The sequence below is a fragment of the Streptomyces bathyalis genome (assembly GCF_015910445.1).
Lineage (GTDB): Bacteria > Actinomycetota > Actinomycetes > Streptomycetales > Streptomycetaceae > Streptomyces > Streptomyces bathyalis.
Window position 1 is genome coordinate 5643415 of record NZ_CP048882.1, and the last position, 25240, is coordinate 5668654.

A 25240-nucleotide genomic window follows, 5' to 3' on the forward strand; every position below is an offset into this window, starting at 1 on the left:
GGAGGTTCCGGTGACGACACGTGGAGTTCTGTACGTGCACTCCGCGCCCCGCGCGCTGTGCCCGCACGTCGAATGGGCTGTGGCCGGAGTCCTCGGCGCCCGCGTCAATCTCGACTGGATCAGACAGCCGGCCTCACCGGGAACCTGGCGTGCGGAGTTCTCCTGGCAGGGCGAGCCGGGCACGGCCTCCAAGCTCGCCTCCGCGCTCCGCGGCTGGCACCTGCTGCGTTTCGAGGTCACCGCCGAGCCCTGCACCGCCGCCGAGGGCGAGCGCTACAGCTCCACGCCCGAACTGGGGATCTTCCACGCGGTCACAGGGATGCACGGAGACATCCTCATTCCGGAGGACCGGCTGCGTGCGGCGGTGGGCCGCGCCTCACGCGGCGAGAGCGAACTCGAGGCGGAGATCGCCAAGTTGCTCGGCAAGCCGTGGGACGACGAGCTGGAACCTTTCCGCTATGCGGGCGAAGGTGCCCCGGTTCGCTGGCTCCACCAGGTGGTCTGAGTCCTTTCCGCCCGGTTGGCACTAGCCTGCCCCCATGTCTGATCGGCTTTCCGTAGCTGTCCTCGGCACCGGGATCATGGGTGCCCCGATGGCCCGCAACATGTGCGGTGCCGGACTCGACGTCCGTGTATGGAACCGCACCAGAGCCAAGGCGGAGCCCCTGGCCGAAGCCGGGGCCCGCGTCGCCGACAGCCCCCGCGACGCCGTGGAAGGCGCCGACGTCGTGCTGACCATGCTGCACGACGGGCCCGTCACCGCCGAGACCGTACGTGCCGCCGCGCCCGGTCTGCGCCCCGGCACGGTGTGGCTCCAGTGCACGACCGCCGGCGTCGAAGGACTCCCCCCGCTGGCCCGGCTCGCAGGCGAGTACGGGCTCACCTTCGTCGACGCCCCCGTCCTCGGCACGCGCGGGCCCGCCGAGGCCGGACAGCTCCTCGTGCTCGCGGCCGGGCCCGGCGAGACGCGGCGGGGAATCGTGCCCGTTCTGGACGCGATCGGCTCCCGCACCGTCTGGGTCGGCGAGGAGCCCGGCGCCGCCACCCGCCTCAAGCTCGTCTGCAACTCCTGGGTTCTGGCGGTGACGCACGGCACCGTGGAGGCGATGGCTCTCGCCGACGGCCTGGGTGTGGACCCGCAGAACTTCCTCGACGCCGTCGAAGGCGGCACCCTCGACATGGGCTATCTGCGGATCAAGGCCGGAGCGATCCGCTCGCGGGACTTCACCCCGAGCTTCGCCGTCGCCACCGCCGAGAAGGACGCACGGCTCATCGTCGAGGCGGGCGAGGAAGCGGGCGTGCGCATGGATGTGGCCGCCGCGGGGGCGGAGCGCTTCCGGCGCGCGGCCGAACTGGGTTACGGGGAGAAGGACATGGCCGCCTCGTACTACGCGAGCTTCCCCTCTTCCGACGACGAGGAGGGCGGCCCGGCAGCCACCTGACGGCACAGGAACGCATGAGGGGCAGCTCGCTGGGAGCTGCCCCTCATTTGTTGCCCGGCGTTGTTTGCCCGGCCGTCGTGTGCCGCGTGCGGGATCAGACCGTACGGAAGGCCAGCACGACGTTGTGGCCGCCGAAGCCGAAGGAGTTGTTCAGCGCAGCGATCGTTCCCCCGGGCAGGGGGCGGGCTTCCCCGCCGACGATGTCAGCGTCCGCCTCCGGGTCCAGGTTCTTGAGGTTGATCGTCGGCGGTGCCGTGCGGTGGTGCAGGGCGAGGATGGAGGCGACGGTCTCGATGCCGCCCGCACCGCCCAGCAGATGGCCCGTCATCGACTTGGTGCCCGAGATGGCCATGTGGTCGGTGTCGTCGCCGAAGACCTTGCGCAGCGCCTTCAGTTCCGCGATGTCACCGAGCGGCGTCGAGGTGGCATGCGCGTTGATGTGCATGACCTCGTCGGGCTTGAGATCGGTCTGCTCCAGAAGGTTCTGCAGGGCGAGCGCGATGCCGTTGCCGCTGGGCTCCGGCTGCGTGATGTGGTGGCTGTCGGCCGAGATGCCCTGGCCGATGGCCTCCGCGTAGATCCGCGCGCCGCGCTTCTTCGCATGCTCGGCCGACTCCAGCACGATGACGCCCGCGCCCTCGCCCATGACGAACCCGTTGCGGTCGCTGTCGTACGGACGTGAGGCGCCCTCGGGGTCGTCGTTGTCCTTCGACATCGCCATCATGTTGCCGAACGCGGCGATGGGAAGGGGGTGTATGGCGGCTTCCGTGCCGCCGGCGACGACCACGTCGGCACGGCCCGTGCGGATCATCTCCACCGCGTAGCCGATCGCCTCGGAGCCGGAGGCGCAGGCGCTGACCGGGGTGTGCACACCGGCCCGCGCGTTGACCTCCAGACCGACGTTGGCGCTCGGGCTGTTCGGCATCAGCATCGGCACCGTGTGCGGCGAGACGCGGCGTGCGCCCTTCTCCCGCAGGATGTCGTACTGGCCGAGCAGCGTGGTGACACCGCCGATGCCGGAGGCGACGACCGCACCGAGCCGGTCCGGTGAGACGCTGGCGTCCTCACCGGCCCTGGAGGTGAAGCCCGCGTCCGCCCATGCCTCGCGGGTCGCGATCAGCGCGAACTGCGCCGAGCGGTCCAGCTTGCGCGCCTGGGGACGCGGAATGATCTCCGTGGGCTCCACCGCGATCTCGGCGGCGATGCGGACGGGCAGGTCGGCCGCCCACTCATGGGTGAGAAGGGCGACGCCGGAACGTCCGGCGACCAGACCTTCCCAGGTCGATGCGCTGTCGCCACCCAGCGGTGTGGTTGCGCCGATACCGGTGACGACCACGGAGTGTTGGGTCGTACTCACTGGATTCATGTCTCCACTGGTTGAGGGTGAGCCTTGCGAACCACCTCGCCCGCGCCCCGGTACGGGTCCCGGGGACGCGGCGGATGGCGACGAACGCGCGGGCGTCGTCTCAGCTCTGGTGCTTGAGGATGTACTCGGTCGCGTCGCCCACGGTCTTGAGGTTCTTCACGTCGTCGTCCGGGATCTTGACGCTGAAGCGCTCCTCGGCGGCGACGACGACCTCGACCATGGACAGCGAGTCGACGTCCAGGTCGTCGGTGAAGGACTTGTCCGGCTGGACGTCCTCGGTGGGAATCCCGGCGATCTCGTTCACGATCTCCGCGAGACCAGCAACGATCTCTTCCTGCGTGGCGGCCATCTCGGCGCTCCTTCGGTCTTCGTACTTACGAGTTGTCTGTTGCGAGGTCGCCACACATTGCCGCACGGCGCTGTACGGACTGTGTGGATCTTGCCTAGGGGAGGGTAACCACCGTTGCCGCGTAGACGAGCCCTGCCCCGAAGCCGATGACGAGTGCGGTGTCACCGCTCTTCGCCTCTCCGGTCGCCAGCAGCCGCTCCATCGCGAGCGGGATCGAGGCGGCCGAGGTGTTGCCTGTCGTCTCCACGTCACGGGCGACCGTGACGTGCTCCGGCAGTTTGAGGGTCTTCACCATCGAGTCGATGATCCGCATGTTGGCCTGGTGCGGGATGAAGACGTCCAGGTCCTCCGGGGAGACCCCGGCGGCGTCGAGGGCCTGCTGGGCCACCTTCGCCATCTCATAGACGGCCCAGCGGAAGACGGCCTGGCCCTCCTGGCGGATGGCGGGGAACTTCTCCACCTCACCCGCGCGGTAGGCGTCCCAGGGAACGGTCTGGCTGATGACGTCCGCCTTGTCACCCTCCGAACCCCAGATGCACGGGCCGATTCCCGGCTCCGTGGCCGGGCCGACGATGACGGCGCCCGCGCCGTCGCCGAAGAGGAACGCGGTGGAGCGGTCCGTCAGATCGGTCAGGTCCGAGAGCCGTTCGGCGCCGACGACGAGCACGTACTCGGCGCTGCCGTCGGCGATCATGCCCTTGGCGAGTGCGAGCCCGTAACCGAAGCCCGCGCAGCCCGCGTTGATGTCGAACGCGGCGGCCTTGCCCGCGCCCATGCGGTCGGCGATCTCGGTGGCGATCGACGGCGTCTGCTTGAAGTGCGAGACGGTCGAGATGATCACGGCACCCACCTGCTGCGGTGTGATTCCCGCGTCGGCGACCGCCTTGCCGGCCGCCTCCAGCGTCATCTCGGCGACCGTCTCGTCCGGGCCGGCCCAGTGGCGGGTCGCGATGCCCGAGCGTGAGCGGATCCACTCGTCGGAGGAGTCGATGTGCTTGAGGATCTCCTCGTTCGGCACGACCCGGGTGGGGCGGTAGCCGCCCACGCCGAGAATGCGCGAGTACGGGGAACCCTTGGTGGGATTGATCTTCGCGGTCATGCTCTCGAGCTCCTTGAGGCTCAGGCGGTCTGCGTGTGCTCGGCGATCAGCTCGCGCGCCGCGTCGAGATCATCAGGGGTTTTCAGCGCCAGGGTCCGCACGCCGGCGAGGCCGCGCTTGGCCAGACCGGTGAGCGTGCCGCCGGGACACACCTCGATGAGTGCCGTGACGCCCATCTTCTGGAAGGTCTCCATGCACAGGTCCCAACGCACCGGCGCGGAGATCTGGTTGACCAGGCGCTGCACGACCTGCGGGCCGCCTTCGACGACGGATCCGTCCAGGTTGGACACGTAGGGGAGCACGGGGTCGGAGACCTGCGCCCCCTCGACCGCGGTGGCCAGTACGTCGACGGCCGGTGCCATGTGGTGGGTGTGGAAGGCGCCCGCCACCTTCAGCGGGATGACACGCGCCTTCTCGGGCTTGCTCTCGACGAGCGCGGCCAGTTGCTCGGCGGTGCCCGCCGCGACGATCTGGCCGCCGCCGTTGATGTTCGCCGGGGTGAGGCCGAGCTTCTCCAAGTGGGCGACGACCGCCTCGGGTTCGCCGCCGAGCACCGCGGACATGCCGGTGTCCGTGACGGCGGCGGCCTCGGCCATCGCGCTGCCACGCGCCCGTACGAGCGTCATGGCGTCGGCGGGCTGAAGCACTCCGGCCATGGCGGCGGCGGCGAGTTCACCGACGCTGTGGCCTGCCACCGCACCCGCGGACTCGGTCACGGGACGGCCCTCGAGCAGGGCGTCCGCCGAGACGAGGCCGGCGGCGACGAGGAGCGGCTGCGCCACGGCGGTGTCGCGGATCTCCTCCTCGCCGGCCTCCGTGCCGTAGCGGGCGAGGTCCATGCCGATGGCGGCCGACCACTCCGCGAGCCTGTCGGCGACGCCGGGGAGTTCGAGCCAGGGAGTCAAGAGGCCAGGCTTCTGCGCGCCTTGGCCGGGAGCTACGAGTACGAGCACTCTTTCACTCTCCCTTGTGAGGTGCCCTTCGCGCCGGTGCGCAGCGGTACGAAGAACCCGGAGGCAAATTGTCGAGCCTCGACAAAGACGCCCTCTCTCGGTCAGGCTCCGTTCCCGAAGTCGCTGAGACGCCCCAGAATCAGCGCGATACGCAGTGTGAAGGCCGAGCGGACATCGGAGGGCGACCATCCGGTGACGTCAGTCACACGTCGCAGCCGGTAGCGCACGGTGTTGGGGTGTACGAACAACATCCGCGCCGCGCCCTCGAGACTGCTCGCCTGTTCCAGATAGACGCTCAGCGTCTCCAGGAGCGCGGAGCCCGCCTCCTCCAGCGGTCTGTAGATCTCCTCCACCAACAGCTCCCGCGCGGTGGGGTCGCCGGCCATCGCGCGCTCCGGCAGCAGGTCGTCCGCGAGCACCGGCCGCGGGGCGTCCTGCCATGCCGCGCAGGCGCGCAGCCCGGCCGCGGCGGCCTGTGCGGAGCGGGTTGCCGAGAGGAGGTCGCCGACGATCGGACCGGCCACCACCGGGCCCGGCGCGAACGGCCCGATCAGGGACTTCGCGGCGCGCAGCGGATCGTCGCTGCCGCCTGCGACGACGACCAGCCGGCTGCCCAGCACGCCCGTGAGCACCTGGAGTTTCGCGTGCCGGGCGGCCCGCCTTATGGCCTCGACCGTCAACTCGCTGTCCCCGTCCGGCGCCGTGCCGAGTACCACGGCGACGTGCTCGGGGGCGTTCCAGCCGAGTGCCGCCGCACGGGAGACGGCGCCCTCGTCGGCCTCGCCGGACAGGACGGCGTTGACGACCAGCGACTCCAGCCGCGCGTCCCACGCACCGCGTGCCTCGGCGGCCTGTGCGTAGACCTGGGCGGTGGCGAAGGCGATCTCGCGTGCGTACACCAGGAGCGCCTCGCGCAGCACCGACTCGTCACCCGGAGCGGCGACCTCGTCGATCGCGGCCTCGACGACTTCGATCGTGGTACGCACCAGCTCGACGGTCTGGCGCAGCGTGATGGCCCGTGTCAGTTCGCGTGGCGCGGTGCCGAAGACGTCCGTGCTGATGGCCTGCGGCGTCTCGGGGTGCCGGAACCACTCGGTGAAGGCCGCGATGCCGGCCTGGGCGACGAGCCCGATCCAGGATCGGTTCTCAGGTGGCATGGCCCGGTACCACGGCAGCTGCTCGTCCATGCGCGTGATGGCCGCCGCGGCGAGCTTGCCGGAGGACTGCTCCAGGCGCCGCAGGGTCGCGCCGTGCGGGTGCTCGGCGTGCTCCGGGCGCTCGTCGGAAGGCGGGTTCGCGGGAGGGTCTGTGGATTCGGGCACGTGCCAAGCCTGCCTCATCGGACCGTGGACGGGGGGCCGGGGGCTCTGCTGCGCTTCCGCGGAGCGGATTACGGTGGGCTCATGCTTCAGGTGTGGCGGGGGACCGACCGGTATCGGGGCGGTGACGAGGCGGCGGGGATCGACACCCGGCACGCCTTCTCGTTCTCGGGTTTCTACGACCCTGACAACGTCGGTTTCGGGCAGCTGGTGGCCTGCAACGAGGAGCGGCTGGCACCGGGCGCGGGCTTCCCCGAACACCCGCACCGGGACGTCGAGATCGTGACCTGGGTGGTCGAGGGGGAGCTGGAGCACATCGACTCGACGGGCCGGACCTCGCGGGTGCGTGCCGGCGACGTTCAGCGGATGGGCGCGGGGAGCGGAGTGCGCCACATCGAACGCAACGCGGGCTCCGGGCCGCTGTGTTTCGTGCAGATGTGGCTGGTCCCCGGCTCCTTCGGCAGCGGCACGGACGGGCAGAGCGGGAGCCGCGAGCCGGAGTACGAGGTGGTGCACGGCATCGCCGACGGGACGCCGTTCGCGGTGCCGCACACGGAGGCCATGATGCATGTGCGGCGCCTGGCGGACGGTGAGCGCACGGCGGTTCCGGACGCGGCGTGGGTGTACGTGCACGTCGTACGAGGCGTGGCGGAGATCGGTTCGGGACCGGCCGACGAGGACGAGGCGTCCCCGGGCGGGGCCGAGCGGGAGAGGCTGTCCGCCGGCGACGCCGCGCGCATCACGGATGCCCGTGACCTGGAGGCACGCGGCGCCGGGGGCCCGGTCGAGATGCTGATGTGGGAGATGCAGGCGGAGCCCGGCTACGGCTGACGTCGCTACGGGCGGCGCCTGCCGGCAGCGTCCTGCCTTGCCCCTGGCGGGCGCCTTCCCGGGCTCAGCCCTGGGCGGCGCCGGAGCGCAGTTCCTCCAGGACCGCGTCCGTGAACGGCGGCCACGCGTCGATGGCCCACTGCCCGAAGTCGCGGTCGGTGAGGGCGACGCAGGCCGCTCCCGCGTCCGGGTCGACCCAGAGGAACGTGCCGGACTGCCCGAAGTGCCCGAATGTGCGCGGCGAGGACGAACTGCCGGTCCAGTGCGGGGACTTGGAGTCCTTGATCTCGAAGCCGAGGCCCCAGTCGTTGGGCGACTGGTGTCCGTATCCCGGCAGCACACCCTTGAGCCCGGGGAAGACGACCGAGGTCGCCTCGTCCAGGGTGGTGCGGCTCAGCAGGCGCGGCGCGAGGAGTTCGGCGGCGAACCGGGTGAGGTCGTCGGCGGTGGAGACGCCGTCCTTGGCGGGGGAGCCGGGAAGCTCCGTCGACGTCATGGCCAGCGGTTCGAGGACCGCCTCGTGCAGATACTGCGGGAACGGTATCTCGGTGACCTTCGCGAGGTGGTCGCCGAGCGCCTCGAAACCCGCGTTGGAGTAGATGCGGCGCGTGCCCGGCTCGGCCATCGGCTTGTCCTCGTCGAAGGCCAGCCCCGAGGTGTGCGCGAGCAGGTGCCGGACCGTCGAGCCTTCCGGCCCGGCCGGCTCGTCCAGTTCCACGGCCCCTTCCTCCACGGCGATGAGAACCGCGTAGGCGGCGAGGGGCTTGGTCACGGACGCGAGCGCGAAACGGTGACTCGTGCTGCCGTGAGCGGCGGTGACGGTGGGGGTCCCGGAGCCGGAGGCGGCGTCCGCGCCGTGCTCCGAAGAGACGACGGCGGCGGCAGCGGTCGGCACGGGCCAATTGTCGATCATCCGCAGGCTGTTCATGTGGCCGAGCGTACGTGACGCGATCCGGCCCGAATTTTGCGCTTGCTTGGAGTGCACTCCAGCTCCGTAGCGTTTCACTTATGACCGTGACGGAGACGGAGACAGCGGACGAAGCAGTCGAACCGGAAGTGTGCGCCGAGCGGGGGCGACTGCCCCATCCCAGGCCCGACGGCAAGGACCGGTACACCATCAGCGAGGTCGCCGGGATCTGCGGGCTGAGCGCGCACACGCTGCGCTGGTACGAGCGGATCGGGCTGATGCCGCACGTGGACAGGTCCCACACCGGGCAGCGGCGCTTCACCAACAAGGACCTCGACTGGCTCGACCTCGTCGCCAAGCTGCGGCTGACGGGCATGCCGGTCGCGGACATGGTGCGGTACGCCGAACTCGTACGGGCCGGGGAGCAGACCTTCCCCGAGCGCTACGAGCTGCTGGTGGCCACGCGTGAGGACGTGCTGCGCCGGGTCGCCGAGCTGCGCGAGACCCTCGCGGTCCTGGATTACAAGATCGGAATCTACTCCGACGCCCGGCGGGCGCCGGAATCCGCCTGAGAGGGGCTGCAGTGACTTCGAATACGGGCAACAGCCAGAAGATCGCGACGACACGGCTCGGCGCGGACGGTCCCGAAGTGGGCGTGCAGGGCCTCGGCTGCATGGGCATGAGCTTCGCCTACGGGCCCACCGAGGATCCCGACGAGGCGAGGGCCACGCTGGAGCGCGCGCTCGAACTGGGCGTCAACCTCTTCGACACGGCCAACGTCTACGGCCACAACGAAGGCGACAACGAGAAGTTCATCGCGCCCTTCATCCAGTCGCACCGGGACGAGGTCGTCCTCGCGACGAAGTACTCGCTGACGCGCGACCCCGATGAGCCCACCAAGCGGGGCATCCGCAACGACCCTCCGTACATCAGGCGCTGCGCCGAGGACAGCCTGCGGCGGCTCGGCATCGAGGCGATCGACCTGTACTACATGCACCGGCGGGATGTGAGCGTGCCGCTGGAGGAGTCCGTCGGCGCCATGGCCGAACTCGTACGGGAAGGCAAGGTCAGGTACCTCGGGCTGAGCGAGGTGACGGCCGCCGAGCTGCGCACGGCCCAGGACGTGCACCCCATCGCGGCGGTGCAGTCCGAGTGGTCGCTCTTCAGCCGTGATGTCGAGGACGCCGTGGTGGAGACGGCCCGTGAACTGGGCGTCGCCTTCGTGCCGTACTCGCCCCTCGGGCGGGGCTTCCTCACCGGGTCCTTCGTGAACGCCGAGACGGAACTCACGAGCGACGACTTCCGTAACACGCAGCCCCGATTCACCGGCGGCAATGCGAGCGCGAACGCGGCGCTGCTCGAACCCGTGCGGAAGATCGCCGAGTCGCGCGGCGCCACCCCGGGACAGATCGCGCTGGCCTGGGTGCAGCAGCAGGCCGCCCTGCGCGGGATGACGGTCGTCCCCATCCCCGGCACCCGCAGGCGGAGCAGGCTCGAGGAGAACGCCGCCGCAACCCGCATCGAACTCACCGGGGACGAGCTGGCGTTGCTGGAGCCCATCGCGGGTCAGGTGGCGGGGGACCGCTACGCGGACATGTCGTTCACCTCCGCCGGACGGGAATGACGGACGACGGCGCGGAGCCGGCCGGCCCCCGGAAGGGCCTTCCGTCTCCGTGCCGTCCCACCGTGGTGTCGTCGCATCACGGCGTGAGGCCCCGCGTGCACGAGCCGGGCGGCGCCCCCTGCGGCGACGAGTACTCCACGGCCTCGTACGAACCGAGCGTGATCGCGGCGAAGTTGGCCAGCGAGTCGGTGCCCGGCGCGAGATAGCCGGTGTGGCCGTCGGCGCGCGCGGAGGAGACGACGCGGGCGCCGAAGCTCTCCGAGACCGGGTCGCTGCCGTGCCCGAGGCCGAGGACCTCCACGTTCGGCACCCTCCCGATCCAGTCGCCCGCGTCGCGGGCGGCCCAGACCCGCAGGGGAGTGCGGAGTTCGCGGACGGAGTCGGCGTGCATGCCCGGCGAGCCGAAGACGATCAGGTCGGAGGCGTCGCGCCGCGTCAGCTCCCCGGCCGCCCTGCCGCACACCACGGAGCCGTAGCTGTGGCAGAGCACCGTGGGGGCGGGTGCTCCCGTGCGGGCGAGGCCCTGCAGGAAGCGCTCCAGCCGGGGTGCACCGGCGGCGGCGAGGCGCGTCGTGGCCGCGTCCGGCCCCAGCCCGACGGGCGTCGTGTATCCGGACCAGGCGATGACGGCGGTGCGAGTGCCGGGTTCCGCGGCCGACATGCGGGCGCGCAGGGACGCGGCCATGCCGGCCGGAGTCCCGTACCTGTTGGGGCCCTTGCTGTCGAACGTGGCGAGGTCGATGTCGGAGCCCGGCACGATCACCGCTGTGCGCTCCGCGCCGCCCAGGTCGCCGTACACCTCGGCGATCTGGCCGCGGGCGCGCGGGTCGAAGGCGAGGATCTGGCGCCCGTGCCCGAGGAGCCGGGCGTAGCGGTCGGCCTTCGCCCGCGCGAGCTGGCGGTCCTGCGGTGTACGGGCGGAGTCGGCGGCACGCGCACGCTCACGCGCGGTCTCGGCACGGAGTGCGCGGCGGTTGGCGGCGTACCGCATCTCCGCCGGCGCGCCGTCGAGATTGCCGGTCACGAGCGGGTGCCGGTGCAGGAGGGCCGCGCGCTCCCGGGGTGCGAGACCTTCGAAGAAGGAAGCGATCCGCGCCGGACTCGCCGCCGGGTCGGGGAGCCGGCGGCCGAGAGTGTCGTCGTCCGCGCGCCAGGCGGCCGCTCCCGGAGGCGGACCGGTGACGGCCTTCTGCGTCGAGCCGGCGGCCCAGCCGGCAGTGGCCGCGACGACTGTTGCGGTGAGTGCGGCAGCTGTCAGAGCCCGCTTCAGACGGCGCTTCATCCCCGTACCCCCTCCGGCGGCCGCCGGAGGGACCGGTGGCCTTTCGGAAGGAGAGTCGGACGAGGGTGTGCGGCCTCACGTCACACCGGGGAGCCAACGCCCGGGTGATACCGGGGTATCGGCATGCCCTCCGCGAGGAGGAGACGGCCAACCGGAGAGTCAGCCCTCGCCCGGGGAGATCAGGCCCGACTCGTACGCGAAGATCACGGCCTGAGCCCGGTCGCGCAGCTGGAGCTTGGTGAAGATACGGCTCACGTGAGTCTTGACGGTCTGTTCGGCCAGGACGAGGGCGCCGGCGATCTCGGTGTTGGACCGTCCGCGTGCCAGCAGCTCCAGCACCTCCGTCTCACGGTCCGTCAGCCCGTTGAGCCGCAGTCCGCGTGCCGACGGCGGCGACGGGCGCTGCCTGGCGAAGTCGGCGATGAGCCGCCGGGTGACCGACGGGGCGAGAAGTGCCTCGCCCTCCGCGACGATCCGCACGGCCGCGATGAGATCGGCGGGCGGAGCGTCCTTGAGCAGGAATCCGCTGGCCCCCGCGCGGAGCGCCTCGTAGACGTAGTCGTCCACATCGAAGGTGGTCAGCATCAGGACCTTGGGGCGGTGGGCCTTTCCGTCCGCCGAACCGGTGCCGCCCTTGCCGCCGTTGTCGGTTCCGAGCAGCTTCCTCGCCGCCTCCAGCCCGTCCATCTCCGGCATGCGCACGTCCATGAGAACCACGTCGGGGTGCGTGCGCCGGCACAGTTCGACGCCCTGCGCCCCGTCCGCGGCCTCGCCCACCACGTCGATGTCGGACTGCGCGGCGAGGAGCGCGGCGAAGCCCGCACGCACCATGGCCTGGTCGTCGACGATGATCACGCGGGTGGTCATGAGGGCTCGGGGTCCTTCCCGGTCGGTTGTGCCGGCAGCAGCGGTATGCGGGCGGCGACGCGGAACCCGCCGTCGGGAAGCGGCCCGGTGTCGAGCGAACCGCCGATGAGCCGGACGCGTTCGCGCATGCCCACGAGGCCGTGTCCGGTGCCGGCGGTCTCCAGGGGCGGCCCTGCCGGGCCGGGGGCCGGGCCGTTGACGACGAGGACCGTCAGATGCGCCTGCGCGGAGTCCCGGGTGCGTTCGGTGCGTTTGCCGCCCCTGCCACCCCGGCTGTCCTCGACCGGTTCGCCGTCCCCGCCGCTCGCTTCCGCGTCGCCCCCGGTCACCGATACGCGGGAGGTGGCCCCGGGCGCATGCCGTACGACGTTGGCGAGCGCTTCCTGCACGATCCGGTAGGCGGACAGCTGCACGGCCTGCGGCAGCCCGGACAGCCCTTCCTCCACGGACAGTTCGGTGGGCACGCCCGCCCGGACGGTCGCCTCCACCAGCTGACCGAGCCGGTCCAGGCCCGGCTGCGGTGCCCGTTCGCCCTGTGCTTCCTCGCTGCGCAGCACACCGAGCAGCCGCCGCATCTCCGACAGCGACTCGCGCGCGGTCGCGGCGATGGAGCCGAACTCCTCCCGCGCCTGCGGCGGCAGCCCGCTCAGCCGGTAGGGCGCGCTGTCGGCCTGCACGGTGATGACCGACATGTGGTGTGCGACGACATCGTGCAGCTCACGCGCTATACGGGCCCGCTCCTCCAGCAGCGTGCGCCGGGCGCGCTCGGCCTCGCTGATCGTCTCCTGCTCCGCGAGACGCCGCTGCGCGTCCCCCCGCTCGCGCAGTGCCCCGCCGAGCAGCAGCACGATGCCACTGAGCACCGTCATCAGCACGTTCGTTCCGTCGCTGCGCCCCTGCGCGAGGAAACCGAGCGCCAGCGAGATCACGAGGGTGACCGTCCAGACGGCGATGAGCGTGCGGCGCCTCTCGCGCAGCGACAGCGCGAGGCACAGCACCAGATAGCCGATGATCTCCATGGGAGGCCATGGCCACGAGTTCTGCCCGGGCGGCGTGAACAGCAGCAGCAGAGCGCCGGCCGTGTCCGCGACGATCACGACCCACCAGGCCTGGAGCGGCCGCGTGACGGCCAGGAGCAGCGGCCCGGCCTGCGCGAAGGCCAGCGAGACCGCGACAGCGCCGGGCAGCCCGTGGTCCTGCGAGAGCACGTTGGAGGTGACCGGGATCAGCAGGGCGACCAGCCCGATGAGGAATACGTACGCCCAGCGCCGCCCCCGGCGCCTGGATCCCGGAACGGGCGGACGCGCATCCGGACCCGCCGGTGTCGTGAGGGCCGCCCAGAAATCGTGCAGCCCGCGCATGGCTGCCTGCGCGGGCACGGAGAGCGGCTTCGCAGGCCCGCGTGACGGCTCGGTGGGCGAGGAGCCCGCTTGTCCCGGAGCGTCGGAGGCGTTCATCGCGCGATCAGAGTATGCGGTGGTCATGGGGCCGCACGTCATACGTGAGTACCGGGTGCACCCCGTACGTCAGTAGGGCATGGTCCCCTGCGGCGGCGGCCGCAACCGGCCGCCGCGCGCTCACAGTTCGGAGAGCAGGTCGGCCTTCTTCTTCGCGAACTCGTCCTCGGTCACGAGCCCGGCCTCGTGCAGCTCGCCGAGGTGCCGTATGCGTTCGGCGATGTCCGCCGGATCGGCGCGGCCCGCGGAGCGTCCTGACCGGGACTGACGTGACGGCGGTGAGGTCTCGGGAAGGGGCGCCGGCTGGGCCGCCCGCACCGCCTCCAGCACCGAGGCGGCGAACGGCAGCGACTCGTGCACCAGCCCGTAGCCGATGCCGAAGACCACGGACGCCGGGTCCTTGTCCGGCTCCCGGTACTCCGGGGGCCTGCCGCCGCGCGGCGTCACGCGCAGATGGCCGCTCGCGATCTCCGGCGAACGCCACTCGACGTCCTCCAGCTCGCTCACCGGGAAGCTCTGGTCGCCCGCCTTCCACTTGCTGGAGGAGGCACCGGTCCAGAACCAGCGGAAGAAGACCGTGCTGCCGTCGAAGGACGCCTTGCCGTCGTAGGCCTTGAAGCTGTGCGGGGGCGCGGGGGCGGCGACGAGATGGTGCTCGGCCGGCTTGTCGGCGTCCGCGCCCAGGACCGCGCGCAGCTCCGTCGCGTAGTAGTCGGCGAGCGTCTCGCGCTCGGCGGGCAGCACCAGCCGATAGGGGTCGCAGCCGTCCTTCAGCTGGCCGGCAGCGGCCTCGATCAGCGGGTCGGCGCCTGTGCGGGGCTCGGCACGCAGCACCACGGTGCCGCGCTTGCCGCCCGGGGCGAGCTCGACGCTGCTCAGTGCCTCGTACGGGACGCGCCGCTCTCCGAGCACGTGGAAGAGCTTCGGTGTGCGGATCCCCCGTTCGAAGCGGATGAGCACGGAGTCGGCTTCGAACTCCCAGGCGGAGTGAATTCCAGCCAGTACGTCACCCATGCGGCCCATCGTATGCGCGAGGCGCCCGCTCGTCCCCCTACTCGACGCTACGCGCGTAATCGCCCTCATTTACGGGGCATATGCGCGCCCGTGCGAGGAATGCACCCGCCGTCACGCGGTCTTGGTGGGGGCTCCGACGCAGCCGGGATCGCTCGTCGCACAGCTGACGGTGTCGTACGAACCTGTCGCGATCTCCGCGAAATTGTCGAGGCTTCCGGTGCCCGGCACGTAGTAGCCGGTGTGCCCGAGGGCGCCGCTCGCGGAGAGCCTGCGCGCACCGAATCCGGGGGACACGGGGTCGGCGCCGTGACCGAGCCCGCCGACCTCCATGTGGGGCACGTCGGCGATCCAGTCGTCCTTGTCGCGCGCGGCCCAGACGTTGGCGTCGGTGCCGAGGTCGTCGGCGTGGTCCACGCGCATTCCCGGGCTGCCGGACACGGCGATGTCGGTGACGCGCCGCGGCAGCCCGTCCGCCGCGTCACCGCACACGACCGAGCCGTAGCTGTGGCAGAACAGCGCGATGTGCGGGCTGTGCAGGCTCTGCACGAAGTCGGTGAGCCGCTGCGCCCCCTCCTCGGCGAGGTTGCCGGAGGCGGCCTCGACGCCGAGGCCGGTCGGTGCCGTGTAGTCGGCCCAGGCGATGGTCGCCGTGGACGCGCCCGGCGAGGCGCTGCGCTGCCGCTCCTGGAGCGCGCGTGCCATGCCGGCGGGTGCGGAGTACGGGCGGTCGGACTTCTCGAACGTCAGGAGGTTGGTGTCCACGCCCGGAACGACCACCGACACACGCTGCGCCCGGTCCAGATCGCCGAAGACCTCCGCCGCGCGGCCGCGTCCCGTCGGGTCGAAGGCGAGGATCTGGCGTGCCGGGTCGAGCATGGACTCGAAGCGCTCCATGCGGTGGCTCGCGGTCTGGCGCCCGTCGTCGGTCAGCCGCTGGTCGTTCATGCGTTCGCGCTCGATGTCGCGCGCCTCGATCAGCGCCTTGTGGTTCGCCTCGTAGCGCAGCTCGACGGGGACGCCGCCCAGGTTCCCCACGACGAGCGGGTAGCGGTCGGCCAGGCGCTCCTGCTGGGTGGTGCTCAGCGAACGGAAGAAGCGGGCGACCGCTCCGGGCTTCTCGTCCGGGCCGGGCAGCTGGCGGCCGGCGATGGAGCCCTTCTTCCAGGCGAGCAGGCTGGCGGCGTAGGGGCCGGGCGTCCCGTCGTGCTCGCGGATCGCCGTCCACCCGGTCGTCGCCAGCAGGACCAGCACCACGGCCAGTGCGAGCACCGTGCGCCAGAAAGCAGTGCCCGGGGCTCCCGGGGACGGGAGGCCTGATCCGGACAGGGGATTGCTGAGGGCCGGAAAGGAATTCACTGGACAGCAACCCTAGGAGACTGGGTCGCGTGCTCGTGCGCGCCGTGACCCATCTCACGTTTCAGCATGCCTGATTGGGTCAGTTTCGGACGGGCCTGTGGCTGTCGTGGTGTTGCGAGGCGTACGAGGTGGTTCCCGCGGGTGCCTTGCGGCAGGGCCGGACCGCGAACCGGCCCGTGGCGCACAACAGTTGGAGGACGCCTCGCGGCGACTCTCGGGCTGACCCGTAGTCAGTGCGCCGCGGGGCGGCCGGAGTCGCCGGCGGGGTCGCCCCAATCGTCCGAGAGGGCAGGTCCCAACTGGTCGACGTACGACTCGACCATGCGCTGCGCCGCGGCCACCGTGATGTCCCCGCCGAAGCTCCAGCGGCGGAAGGCGGCACGCATCACACCGGAGAACGCCGCGACGAGGACCCGGGGCCGGGGGTCGGTGTCCGGGTCCACGCCCTCGCGCCGTGCGATCTCGGCGGCCAGCCGCTCCTCCATCTCCACCGCGTGACGGAGTTCGACGGCCACGAGAGAGGGCGTGGTCTCGATGATCTGCCACATCCTCATGTACAGCGTGAGGGGGACGATCTCCTCGATGGCCTCACCGATGCTCTCCCACGTCTCGTCCAGCGTGCTGCGCAGCACCTCGACGGGGGCGTCCCCGGGCGGCCGTGTGCGTACGGCCTCCACGTACCGCTCCGAGACGAGCGCCTGGAGGGAGAAGGCCACTTCCTCCTTGCTGGTGAAGTAGCGGAAGAAGGTGCGCTGGGAGACGTCGACGGCGGCCACGATCTCGTCGACGGTGGTCTCCTCGTAGCCCTGCTCGACGAAGAGCTCGCAGGCGGCGCGGACGAGCGAGTCCCGGGTGCGCTGCTTCTTCCGCTCACGCAGACCGGTCACTTCGGCCACCTCCCAGTGGTTCTCCGCTGATTCTCCAACGGCACAGCATGCACGGACCGGACGCTGTCGCGGCCGGATCTTGGACGTGGCTCTCCGGAATCCGCCCGGGGCGCGGCGCCCCGGGCGGATGTGAGCAGCCTGACATCTACCGACGAATAATTTTGTTTGTCAATTGTCAGCGACTGTCATTAGCCTCGCATCATGAGCTCCCAGACCAGCACGCCCACGGGCCGGACCCCGGAACCGCCCGGCCCGCGTGAACCAGGCATACCAGGCGTATCAGGCGCACCGGAACCTCGCTCAGGTGTCCGCGGCCACCCGTGGCTGACCCTCGTGACCGTGGCGATCGGCATCACGATGGTCGCCCTCGACGGGACCATCGTCGCCATCGCCAACCCGGCCATCCAGCAGGACCTCGGAGCGTCGCTCGCCGACGTCCAGTGGATCACCAACGGATATCTGCTCGCGCTCGCCGTCGCCCTGATCACCGCGGGCAAGCTCGGTGACAGGTTCGGTCACAGGCAGACCTTCCTGCTCGGCGTCGTCGGCTTCGCCGCGGCCTCCGGAGCGATCGGTCTGGGCGGCAGCGTCTCGCTCGTCGTCGCCTTCCGCGTGCTGCAGGGGCTCTTCGGAGCGCTGCTGATGCCCGCGGCGCTCGGCCTGCTGCGTGCCTCCTTCCCCGCCGAGAAGCTGAACGCGGCCATCGGCGTCTGGGGCGCGGTCATCGGCGCCTCGACCGCGGCCGGACCCATCGTCGGCGGGCTCCTCGTCGAGAAGGTGAGCTGGGAATCGGTCTTCTTCATCAACATCCCGGTCGGTCTGGCCGCACTGCTGATGGGTCTGTTCATCCTCCGCGACCACCGGGCGGAGAAGGCCCCGCGCTCCTTCGACGTCCCGGGTATCGTGCTGCTGTCCGGCGCGATGTTCTGCCTGATCTGGGCACTGATCAAGGCACCGACCTGGGGCTGGAGCGATGCGTCCACGCTGGGCTTCCTCGGCGGCTCGCTCGCCGCGTTCCTGATCTTCGGGCTCTGGGAGTCGAAGGCGAAGGAACCGCTGGTCCCGCTGAGCATGTTCCGCTCGATCCCGCTGACGGCCGGCACGGTGCTGATGGTGCTGATGGCCTTCGGATTCATGGGCGGCATCTTCTTCGTCACCTTCTACCTGCAGAACGTGCACGGCATGTCGCCCGTGGACAGCGGGATCCGGCTGCTGCCGCTGACGGCGATGATGATCGTCGCCTCGCCAGTGGCCGGCGGACTGATCTCCAAGATCGGGCCGCGAGTTCCGCTCGTCGGCGCCATGCTGGTCACCGCGGTCGCGATGTTCGGGCTCTCGACGCTGGACGCGGACAGCGGTGCCGCCGTCACCTCCCTGTGGTTCTCGCTGCTGGGCCTCGGCCTCGCGCCGGTGATGGTCGGGGCCACCGACGTGATCGTCGGGAACGCACCGCTGGAGCACTCGGGCGTCGCAGGCGGACTCCAGCAGGCGGCGATGCAGGTGGGCGGAAGCCTCGGCACCGCGGTGCTGGGCGTCGTCATGGCCACCCGCGTCGACGACGCGCTGCCGGAGAAGTGGACGGACGCCAAGCTGCCGCCCCTGCCTCCGGGCCAGGAGGACAAGCTCAAGGGCGCCGCCGAGGTCGGCGTCGCGCCTCCCGCACCGACCGGAACCCCCGCGCAGATCGCCGAGGCGATGAAGGCTGTGGTGCACGACTCGTTCATCTCGGGGATGGGGCTGGCCTTCATGTGCGCCGGTGTCGTGGCGGTGTTCGCCTCCGGGGTCGCCTTCTTCACCAAGCGCGGCACGAACGACGCGGGGCCGTCCGTCCACGTCTGACGGCCACGGGGTTGTGAACCTCGGGGCGGGACGGTCGTGACCGTCCCGCCCCGAGGTGTCTCCGCGTCCGCACGCATGGCGCTTGTGGATAACTCCGCCACCGGTCCCGGTGAAACGGAAGGGTTTCACTTGGCCTTGCTCTGACCCCCGTTCATGCTGGTCACGACGCCGGGCGCTCGGAGCCCGGCCGGGACGGGGGAGTGGTCGGATGCGGAGATACGGACGAGCCATGTCCGGACGGGGCGAGCGCGCGCAGCGGGGAGAGTACGGACGGGGCCGGGGGTCGCGCCCCGGCCTGACGGCGGCGCGGGGCGTTGCGGCCGCCGCGCTGGCAATGGGCGCCTTGTCCGCGGGAGCAGGTGTGGCGCCACCGCAGGCGGTGGCAGGGCCGAGGCTGGGTGACTGCGCGGCGGGCGAGCTCTGCCTTTGGCCGGATGCCCGGTTCCGTGGAGAGCGGCGTGAATACGCGCTCAGGGAGGTCTCCATCGGGAGCTGCAAGCGACTCCCCGGGCATGCGGGCGCGGAGTCGTTCGCCAACCGCACGGGCCGCCCGGTCACCGTCTACGAGAGCGCCGAGTGCGCGGAGACGCGCGAATTCCACACCCATCCTTCCGGCTCCTGGACGCCCGAAGGCGCTTACAGGGTGCGGGCGTTCAAGGTCTGGGAGCGCTGATGCGCCGCTGTCACGGTGCGGCGGTGCGAGCCGTGAGCGCGGCGTGGGTGCGGCCGTTGGCCCGCGCTCTACGTGCGGGCGTCCGGTGTCTGCGCCGGCCCGTGGCGACTCTCGATGACCGGCCTTGGTGCCGCGGCGCCGGACGCGCACAGCGCGACGGCTCGGTACAGCAGTGCCGTACCGAGCCGTCGCGGTCCGTTCTCGCACGTCCGGGGGCGGTGCCCCGGCGCGCAGCCCCCGGGAGGCTAGGCGTCGCCGCCCGCCGGGCCCGGGTCCGCGGCCGCCACGTCCAGCAGCTGGTACCGGTCGAGGGCCTGCTTCAGGGCCGAGCGGTCGATCTTCCCCTCCCGCGCCAGCTCCGTCAGCACGGCCAGCACGATCGACTGCGCATCGATGTGGAAGAAGCGCCGGGCCGCTCCCCGGGTATCGGCGAATCCGAAACCGTCGGCGCCCAGGGACTGGTAGGTGCCGGGCACCCAGCGGGCGATCTGGTCCGGCACGGACCGCATCCAGTCCGAGACGGCCACCTTGGGCCCGTCGGCGCTCTGGAGCTTCCGCGTCACGTACGGGACGCGCTGGTCCTCCTCGGGGTGGAGCAGGTTGTGCTCCTCGGCCTCCACCGCCTCGCGGCGCAGCTCGTTCCAGGAGGTCGCCGACCAGACGTCCGCCTTGACGTTCCACTCCTCGGCCAGGAGCTTCTGAGCCTCGAGGGCCCACGGCACGGCGACGCCCGAGGCGAGGATCTGCGCGGGGATCGTGCCCTTGGCGCCCACGCTGTAGCGGTAGAGGCCGCGGACGATGCCCTCGGCGTCCACGTCCGCCGGCTCGGCGGGCTGCTTGATGGGTTCGTTGTAAACGGTGAGGTAGTAGAAGACGTCCTCGCCCTGCGGATGCTCCGGCGTCGAGCCGTACATCCGCTGGAGCCCGTCCTTGACGATGTGCGCGATCTCGAAGCCGAACGCCGGGTCGTAGGAGACGGCGGCCGGGTTCGTCGACGCCAGCAGCTGGGAATGACCGTCCGCGTGCTGCAGACCTTCGCCGGTCAGGGTCGTACGACCGGCGGTCGCACCCAGTACGAAGCCCCGCGACATCTGGTCGGCCATCTGCCAGAACTGGTCGCCGGTCCGCTGGAACCCGAACATCGAGTAGAAGACGTAGATCGGGATCAGCGGCTCGCCGTGCGTCGCATAGGCCGATCCCGCGGCGGTCGCGGCCGCCGTACAGCCGGCCTCCGTGATGCCGTCGTGCAGCATCTGCCCGCTCGGCGACTCCTTGTACGCCAGCAGCAGTTCGCGGTCGACGGACTCGTAGCTCTGCCCCAGCGGGTTGTAGATCTTGGCCGAGGGAAAGAAGGAGTCCATTCCGAAGGTGCGGTACTCGTCAGGAGCGATCGGAACGAACCGCTTGCCGATCTCCTTGTCCCGCATCAGGTCCTTCAGGAGCCGCACGAAGGCCATGGTGGTGGCGATCTGCTGCTGGCCGGAGCCCTTCTTGACCGCCGCATAGGCCTTGTCGCCGGGGAGTTTCAGCGGCTTGGAGCGGTTCACGCGCGTGGGCACGTACCCGCCCAGTTCCCGACGGCGGTCGTGCATGTACTGGATCTCTTCCGAGTCCCTGCCAGGGTGGTAGTACGGCGGGGCGCCGGACTCCAGCTCCTTGTCGGGGATCGGCAGGCGCAGCCGGTCGCGGAAGCCCTTGAGATCGTCGATCGTCAGCTTCTTCATCTGGTGCGTGGCGTTGCGGCCCTCGAAGTTCGGCCCCAGCGTCCAGCCCTTGATGGTCTGCGCGAGGATCACCGTCGGCTGGCCCTGGTGCTCCTTGGCCGCCTTGTACGTCGCGTACACCTTGCGGTGGTCATGGCCGCCGCGCCCCAGGTGCAGGAGCTGGTCGTCGGTCATGTTCTCGGCCATCGCCCGCAGCCGCTGGTCACCACCGAAGAAGTGATCACGGATGTAGGCGCCGCTCTCGGTCGCGTACGTCTGGAACTGGCCGTCGGGCGTGGTGTTGAGCTTGTTGACCAGCACACCGTCGCGGTCCTGTGCGAGCAGCGGGTCCCACGAGCGGTCCCAGACCAGCTTGATCACGTTCCAGCCGGCGCCGCGGAAGTACGACTCCAGCTCCTGGATGATCTTCCCGTTGCCGCGCACGGGGCCGTCGAGCCGCTGAAGGTTGCAGTTGATGACGAAGGTGAGGTTGTCCAGCCCCTCGCGCGCGGCCAGAGAGAGCTGACCCAGCGACTCGGGCTCGTCCATCTCCCCGTCGCCGAGGAATGCCCACACGTGCGACTTGGAGGTGTCGGCGATGCCGCGCGCCTCCATGTAGCGGTTGATCCTCGCCTGATGGATCGCGCCGATGGGCCCGAGCCCCATCGAGACCGTGGGGAACTCCCAGAAGTCCGGCATCGACCGCGGGTGCGGATAGCTGGAGAGCCCGTTGGGCGACTTGCTCTTCTCCTGCCGGAAGCCGTCCAGCTGCGCCTCGGAGAGCCGGTCGAGCAGGAAGGCGCGCGCATAGATGCCGGGGGAGGCGTGGCCCTGGAAGAAGACCTGGTCGCCGCCGTCTCCCTCGTCCTTGCCGCGGAAGAAGTGGTTGAAGCCCACGTCGTAGAGAGAGGCGGAAGAGGCGAAGGTCGCGATGTGCCCGCCCACCCCGATACCGGGGCGCTGCGCGCGGGAGACCATCACCGCGGCGTTCCAGCGGGTCGCGTTGAGGACCTTGCGCTCGATCTCCTCGTTACCCGGGAAGAAGGGCTCGTCCCGCGTGGCGATCGTGTTGACGTAGTCGGTGCTGCGCATCTCCGGTACGGCGACGCGCTTTTCGCGCGCCCGCTCGATCAGCCGGAGCATGAGATAGCGGGCACGTCCCCGTCCGCGCTCGTCGACGGCGGCGTCGAGCGAGTCGAGCCATTCCTGGGTCTCCTCGGGATCGAAGTCCGGGACCTGGCTGGGAAGGCCGCCAATGATGATCGGGTTGCGATCGGATCCGGAAGCCACGCTGTTCCTTCGCTGGTCGTGATCAGTCTGCCTTGGTGTCGCGCCGACTCCATCGTCCACTGCCGCTGCGCCCGCGTCACCTCTACTGCGGGGTAACCCGGTTCCGTCTCCTTGGCGCTCGAAGGGAAGGGTCAAATGGGGCGGCCGAATTGCCACCCTACGCCCGGCGTCCAAGAGCCGTGCTGCCGCCGGTGCACTCGGTACGGAAGGCAGGGAACCGGTGCATATCTCCCTGGCCGATGTGGCGCGAATCACTGCTCATCGGGCATTGTGGGAGGACACGTAGGCGTTTGGGCGGGATGGATGGTGGGGTACTTGCGCGATCCGTCCCGCCCGTGTGGACTACGGCCATTGCCTCGCGTGCGCGCGGGGCGCAAGGCAGATTCCAGCAAGAGACAGGAGGCAATCCGTGAGCGCGACCGCGGACCACGCGGAGGAGCGGACCAACCCCGCCGCAAGGCTGGGTTTCCAGCCCGGACAGGTGGTCCAGGAGCTCGGGTACGACGACGACGCCGAGCAGGCACTCCGTGAGGGCGTCGAGGCCATCACGGGTACGGAGCTCGTCGACGAGGACCACGACGACGTGGCCGATGCCGTGATGCTGTGGTTCCGCGAGGATGACGGCGACCTGACGGACGCGCTGGTGGATGCCACCACGATGATCGACGCGGGTTCTCCTGTCTGGCTGCTGACCCCCAAGACCGGCCGCGAGGGCTACGTCGAGCCGAGCGAGATCGGTGAGGCGGCGCAGACCGCCGGGCTCGCCCAGACCAGCACCGTCAACGCGGGCAAGGACTGGAGCGGAAGCCGTCTGGTCACGCCCAAGACGGCTCGCACCGGCAAGCGGTAATCGGGGCGCTTCGGACGCAGACCGAGGAAGCTGTCCCAGCAATGCACCAGACCAGATCCGGGCCCCCGGCAGCCAGGCTGCCGGGGGCCCGGAGTCGCTCCAGGGGCGGAATGAAAGACTGCGCCGGCGTCCCGTGACGGTGAAGTGCCGTCCCGCCAGGCGCCCCGCGGACGCCGCGGGCAGGCGCCGCCGTCTCCGGGTCCGCGACGACAGAACGTCTCCATCGACCGTCACCACGGAAGGGGATCTTCATCCCATGGCAATCGAAGTCGGCACCAAGGCACCGGACTTCACACTGAAGAGTCAGCACGGCGAAGCGGTCTCGCTGTCCGACTTCCGGGGCAAGAAGAACGTCGTTCTGCTCTTCTACCCCTTCGCGTTCACGGGGATCTGCACGGGCGAGCTGTGCGCGCTGCGTGACGAGCTCCCGTCGTTCGTCAACGACGACGTGCAGCTGCTCGCCGTCTCCAACGACTCGCCCTTCGCGCTGCGCGTCTTCGCCGACCAGGAGGGGCTGGAGTACCCGCTCCTGTCGGACTTCTGGCCGCACGGAGAGGCCTCCCGCGCCTACGGCGTCTTCGACGAGGAGAAGGGCTGCGCCGTGCGCGGCACCTTCGTGATCGACACGGAGGGCGTCGTCCGCTGGAACGTCGTCAATGCCATTCCCGAGGCGCGTGACCTGAACGAGTACGTCAAGGCGCTGAAAGCCCTCTGACCGAAGCCCTGGGAGCGTGGGGAACCGCTCACTAGGATCGATTCGTTGATCCGACAGCAACAGGAGCAAACCGCAACAGGCACGGGGGCACGTACACGGTGCTCCTTCGAACAGACACCAGGAGGACTCGTGGGAGTCAGCCTCAGCAAAGGCGGCAACGTCTCGCTGACCAAGGAGGCCCCGAACCTGACGGCCGTGATCGTAGGTCTGGGCTGGGACGCCCGTACGACCACGGGCTCGGACTTCGACCTCGATGCCAGCGCCCTGCTTGCGAACGGCGAGGGCAAGGTCAGCAACGACAAGAACTTCGTATTCTTCAACAACCTCAAGAGCCCCGACGGCTCCGTCGAGCACACCGGCGACAACCTCACCGGTGAGGGCGAGGGCGACGACGAGGTCATCAAGGTCAATCTGGCGGGCGTGCCGGCCGACGTGGAGAAGATCGTCTTCCCGGTCTCCATCTACGAGGCCGAGAGCCGCCAGCAGAGCTTCGGCCAGGTCCGCAACGCCTTCATCCGCGTCGTCAACCAGGCCGACAACAACGAGCTGGCGCGCTACGACCTGAGTGAGGACGCCTCCACGGAGACGGCCATGGTCTTCGGCGAGCTCTACAGGCACGGCGCGGAGTGGAAGTTCCGCGCCATCGGCCAGGGCTATGCGTCGGGACTGCGCGGCATCGCGCAGGACTTCGGGGTCAACGTCTGACGGATCCCGGCAGCCACCGGCGCCGCAGACTTCCGTGAACCGGAGGTGTGCGGCGCCTGGTGATGTCGGGACACTGGGGTGCATCAACACCGGGGAGAGGATCAGAACATGGGCGTGACGCTCGCCAAGGGGGGAAATGTCTCCCTCTCGAAGGCCGCACCGAACCTGACCCAGGTCCGGATCGGGCTCGGCTGGAAGGCCCGTTCCACCACCGGCGCCGCCTTCGACCTGGATGCCAGCGCGCTGCTCTGCGCGAACGGCCGGGTCCTCGGCGACGAGTACTTCGTCTTCTACAACAACCTCAAGAGCCCCGATGGCTCCGTCGAACACACAGGCGACGAGCTCGTCGGCGGCACCGGTGGCGAGGACGACGAGACGGTTCTGGTGGACCTGCCGCTCGTTCCCGCCCACGTGGACAAGATCGTCTTCCCGGTCTCCATTTACGACGCCGAGCCCCGCCAGCAGACGTTCGGGCAGGTCACCGACGCCTACATCCGCGTCCTGAACCAGGAGGACGGGCAGGAGCTGGCGCGTTACGACCTCACCGAGGACGCATCCTCGGAAACCGCGATGATCTTCGGGGAGTTGTACCGGCGCGAGGGCGAGTGGAAGTTCCGGGCCGTTGGACAGGGGTACGCCTCAGGCCTGCGAGGCATCGCTCTAGACTTCGGGGTCAATGTTTCGTAAGCAAAGGTCATGTGTTCGTAAAGCG

24 protein-coding genes are annotated in these 25240 nt (G+C 70.3%); 11 read left to right on the forward strand and 13 right to left on the reverse strand.

What is annotated here, in order from left to right:
* Positions 1-10 precede the first annotated feature (10 nt).
* Together G4Z16_RS24440 and G4Z16_RS24445 are read left to right on the forward strand one after the other, a co-directional pair.
* Positions 11-505, forward strand: coding sequence for a DUF3145 domain-containing protein (locus G4Z16_RS24440; RefSeq protein WP_197352814.1), 495 nt, complete (start codon positions 11-13; stop codon positions 503-505).
* A gap of 34 nt (positions 506-539) precedes the next feature.
* The gene (locus G4Z16_RS24445) at positions 540-1442 is read left to right on the forward strand and encodes an NAD(P)-dependent oxidoreductase (protein WP_197352815.1); all 903 of its coding nucleotides are present in this window, start codon (positions 540-542) and stop codon (positions 1440-1442) included.
* 94 nt (positions 1443-1536) lie between these two features.
* On the opposite strand, the gene fabF is transcribed toward G4Z16_RS24445, so the two are convergent.
* The 5 genes from fabF to G4Z16_RS24470 all read right to left on the reverse strand — a co-directional run bounded on the left by fabF (position 1537) and on the right by G4Z16_RS24470 (position 6531).
* A complete protein-coding gene (gene fabF / locus G4Z16_RS24450) occupies positions 1537-2808 on the reverse strand; it encodes a beta-ketoacyl-ACP synthase II (protein WP_425508116.1) in 1272 nt (423 codons plus the stop codon).
* A gap of 100 nt (positions 2809-2908) precedes the next feature.
* Complete coding sequence (locus G4Z16_RS24455) at positions 2909-3157, reverse strand: acyl carrier protein (RefSeq protein ID WP_028434988.1); 249 nt, start codon at positions 3155-3157, stop codon at positions 2909-2911.
* Between the two features lie 94 nt (positions 3158-3251).
* The gene (locus tag G4Z16_RS24460; protein WP_197352817.1) at positions 3252-4256 is read right to left on the reverse strand and encodes a ketoacyl-ACP synthase III; all 1005 of its coding nucleotides are present in this window, start codon (positions 4254-4256) and stop codon (positions 3252-3254) included.
* A 20-nt stretch (positions 4257-4276) separates the two neighbouring features.
* The gene (locus G4Z16_RS24465; protein WP_197352818.1) at positions 4277-5209 is read right to left on the reverse strand and encodes an ACP S-malonyltransferase; all 933 of its coding nucleotides are present in this window, start codon (positions 5207-5209) and stop codon (positions 4277-4279) included.
* A 101-nt stretch (positions 5210-5310) separates the two neighbouring features.
* Positions 5311-6531: a PucR family transcriptional regulator gene (locus G4Z16_RS24470; RefSeq protein ID WP_425508117.1), complete on the reverse strand. Its 1221-nt coding sequence runs from the start codon at positions 6529-6531 to the stop codon at positions 5311-5313.
* 81 nt (positions 6532-6612) lie between these two features.
* On the opposite strand from G4Z16_RS24470, the gene G4Z16_RS24475 reads away from it, so the two are divergent.
* Complete coding sequence (locus tag G4Z16_RS24475) at positions 6613-7359, forward strand: pirin family protein (protein WP_197352819.1); 747 nt, start codon at positions 6613-6615, stop codon at positions 7357-7359.
* A gap of 64 nt (positions 7360-7423) precedes the next feature.
* Here the strand turns inward: G4Z16_RS24475 and G4Z16_RS24480 are convergent, their stop codons facing one another.
* Positions 7424-8287 carry a serine hydrolase domain-containing protein gene (locus G4Z16_RS24480; protein WP_197352820.1) on the reverse strand — a complete coding sequence of 288 codons (864 nt, stop codon included), beginning with the start codon at positions 8285-8287 and terminating at the stop codon, positions 7424-7426.
* 80 nt (positions 8288-8367) lie between these two features.
* Here G4Z16_RS24480 and G4Z16_RS24485 point away from each other — a divergent pair, with 80 nt between their 5' ends.
* Complete coding sequence (locus G4Z16_RS24485) at positions 8368-8838, forward strand: MerR family transcriptional regulator (RefSeq protein WP_028434982.1); 471 nt, start codon at positions 8368-8370, stop codon at positions 8836-8838.
* 11 nt (positions 8839-8849) lie between these two features.
* The gene (locus tag G4Z16_RS24490) at positions 8850-9890 is read left to right on the forward strand and encodes an aldo/keto reductase (RefSeq protein WP_246531036.1); all 1041 of its coding nucleotides are present in this window, start codon (positions 8850-8852) and stop codon (positions 9888-9890) included.
* A 76-nt stretch (positions 9891-9966) separates the two neighbouring features.
* On the opposite strand, the gene G4Z16_RS24495 is transcribed toward G4Z16_RS24490, so the two are convergent.
* The 6 genes from G4Z16_RS24495 to G4Z16_RS24520 all read right to left on the reverse strand — a co-directional run bounded on the left by G4Z16_RS24495 (position 9967) and on the right by G4Z16_RS24520 (position 16753).
* Positions 9967-11172, reverse strand: coding sequence for an alpha/beta hydrolase (locus G4Z16_RS24495; RefSeq protein ID WP_197352821.1), 1206 nt, complete (start codon positions 11170-11172; stop codon positions 9967-9969).
* A gap of 159 nt (positions 11173-11331) precedes the next feature.
* Positions 11332-12039 (reverse strand): response regulator, encoded by a 708-nt coding sequence (locus tag G4Z16_RS24500; protein WP_197352822.1) that lies wholly within the window; start codon positions 12037-12039, stop codon positions 11332-11334.
* Positions 12036-13496: a sensor histidine kinase gene (locus tag G4Z16_RS24505; protein WP_246531037.1), complete on the reverse strand. Its 1461-nt coding sequence runs from the start codon at positions 13494-13496 to the stop codon at positions 12036-12038. Before G4Z16_RS24505 ends, G4Z16_RS24500 begins: the two co-directional genes overlap by 4 nt.
* Positions 13497-13616: 120 nt before the next feature.
* Positions 13617-14519 (reverse strand): DUF4429 domain-containing protein, encoded by a 903-nt coding sequence (locus tag G4Z16_RS24510; RefSeq protein WP_197352823.1) that lies wholly within the window; start codon positions 14517-14519, stop codon positions 13617-13619.
* Positions 14520-14621: 102 nt separating this feature from the next.
* Positions 14622-15866 (reverse strand): alpha/beta hydrolase, encoded by a 1245-nt coding sequence (locus tag G4Z16_RS24515; RefSeq protein ID WP_197352824.1) that lies wholly within the window; start codon positions 15864-15866, stop codon positions 14622-14624.
* A gap of 230 nt (positions 15867-16096) precedes the next feature.
* Positions 16097-16753, reverse strand: a complete 657-nt coding sequence (locus G4Z16_RS24520; RefSeq protein ID WP_197352825.1) for a TetR family transcriptional regulator — start codon at positions 16751-16753, stop codon at positions 16097-16099.
* A 201-nt stretch (positions 16754-16954) separates the two neighbouring features.
* On the opposite strand from G4Z16_RS24520, the gene G4Z16_RS24525 reads away from it, so the two are divergent.
* Both G4Z16_RS24525 and G4Z16_RS24530 read left to right on the forward strand, forming a co-directional pair.
* Positions 16955-18592, forward strand: a complete 1638-nt coding sequence (locus tag G4Z16_RS24525) for an MFS transporter (protein WP_197352826.1) — start codon at positions 16955-16957, stop codon at positions 18590-18592.
* 361 nt (positions 18593-18953) lie between these two features.
* Positions 18954-19265: a peptidase inhibitor family I36 protein gene (locus G4Z16_RS24530; RefSeq protein WP_343070900.1), complete on the forward strand. Its 312-nt coding sequence runs from the start codon at positions 18954-18956 to the stop codon at positions 19263-19265.
* A gap of 245 nt (positions 19266-19510) precedes the next feature.
* Here G4Z16_RS24530 and aceE read toward each other — a convergent pair whose 3' ends face one another.
* Positions 19511-22258, reverse strand: coding sequence for a pyruvate dehydrogenase (acetyl-transferring), homodimeric type (gene aceE / locus G4Z16_RS24535; protein ID WP_197352827.1), 2748 nt, complete (start codon positions 22256-22258; stop codon positions 19511-19513).
* Positions 22259-22667: 409 nt separating this feature from the next.
* Between aceE and G4Z16_RS24540 the strand changes: the two genes are divergently transcribed.
* The 4 genes from G4Z16_RS24540 to G4Z16_RS24555 all read left to right on the forward strand — a co-directional run bounded on the left by G4Z16_RS24540 (position 22668) and on the right by G4Z16_RS24555 (position 25215).
* A complete protein-coding gene (locus G4Z16_RS24540; protein WP_070017699.1) occupies positions 22668-23108 on the forward strand; it encodes a DUF3052 domain-containing protein in 441 nt (146 codons plus the stop codon).
* 256 nt (positions 23109-23364) lie between these two features.
* Complete coding sequence (locus G4Z16_RS24545; RefSeq protein WP_197352828.1) at positions 23365-23823, forward strand: peroxiredoxin; 459 nt, start codon at positions 23365-23367, stop codon at positions 23821-23823.
* A 129-nt stretch (positions 23824-23952) separates the two neighbouring features.
* Positions 23953-24528 carry a TerD family protein gene (locus G4Z16_RS24550; protein WP_197352829.1) on the forward strand — a complete coding sequence of 192 codons (576 nt, stop codon included), beginning with the start codon at positions 23953-23955 and terminating at the stop codon, positions 24526-24528.
* A 108-nt stretch (positions 24529-24636) separates the two neighbouring features.
* Entirely contained in the window at positions 24637-25215 is a 579-nt protein-coding gene (locus G4Z16_RS24555; protein ID WP_197352830.1) for a TerD family protein, read from the forward strand.
* The last annotated feature ends 25 nt before the right edge of the window (positions 25216-25240 follow it).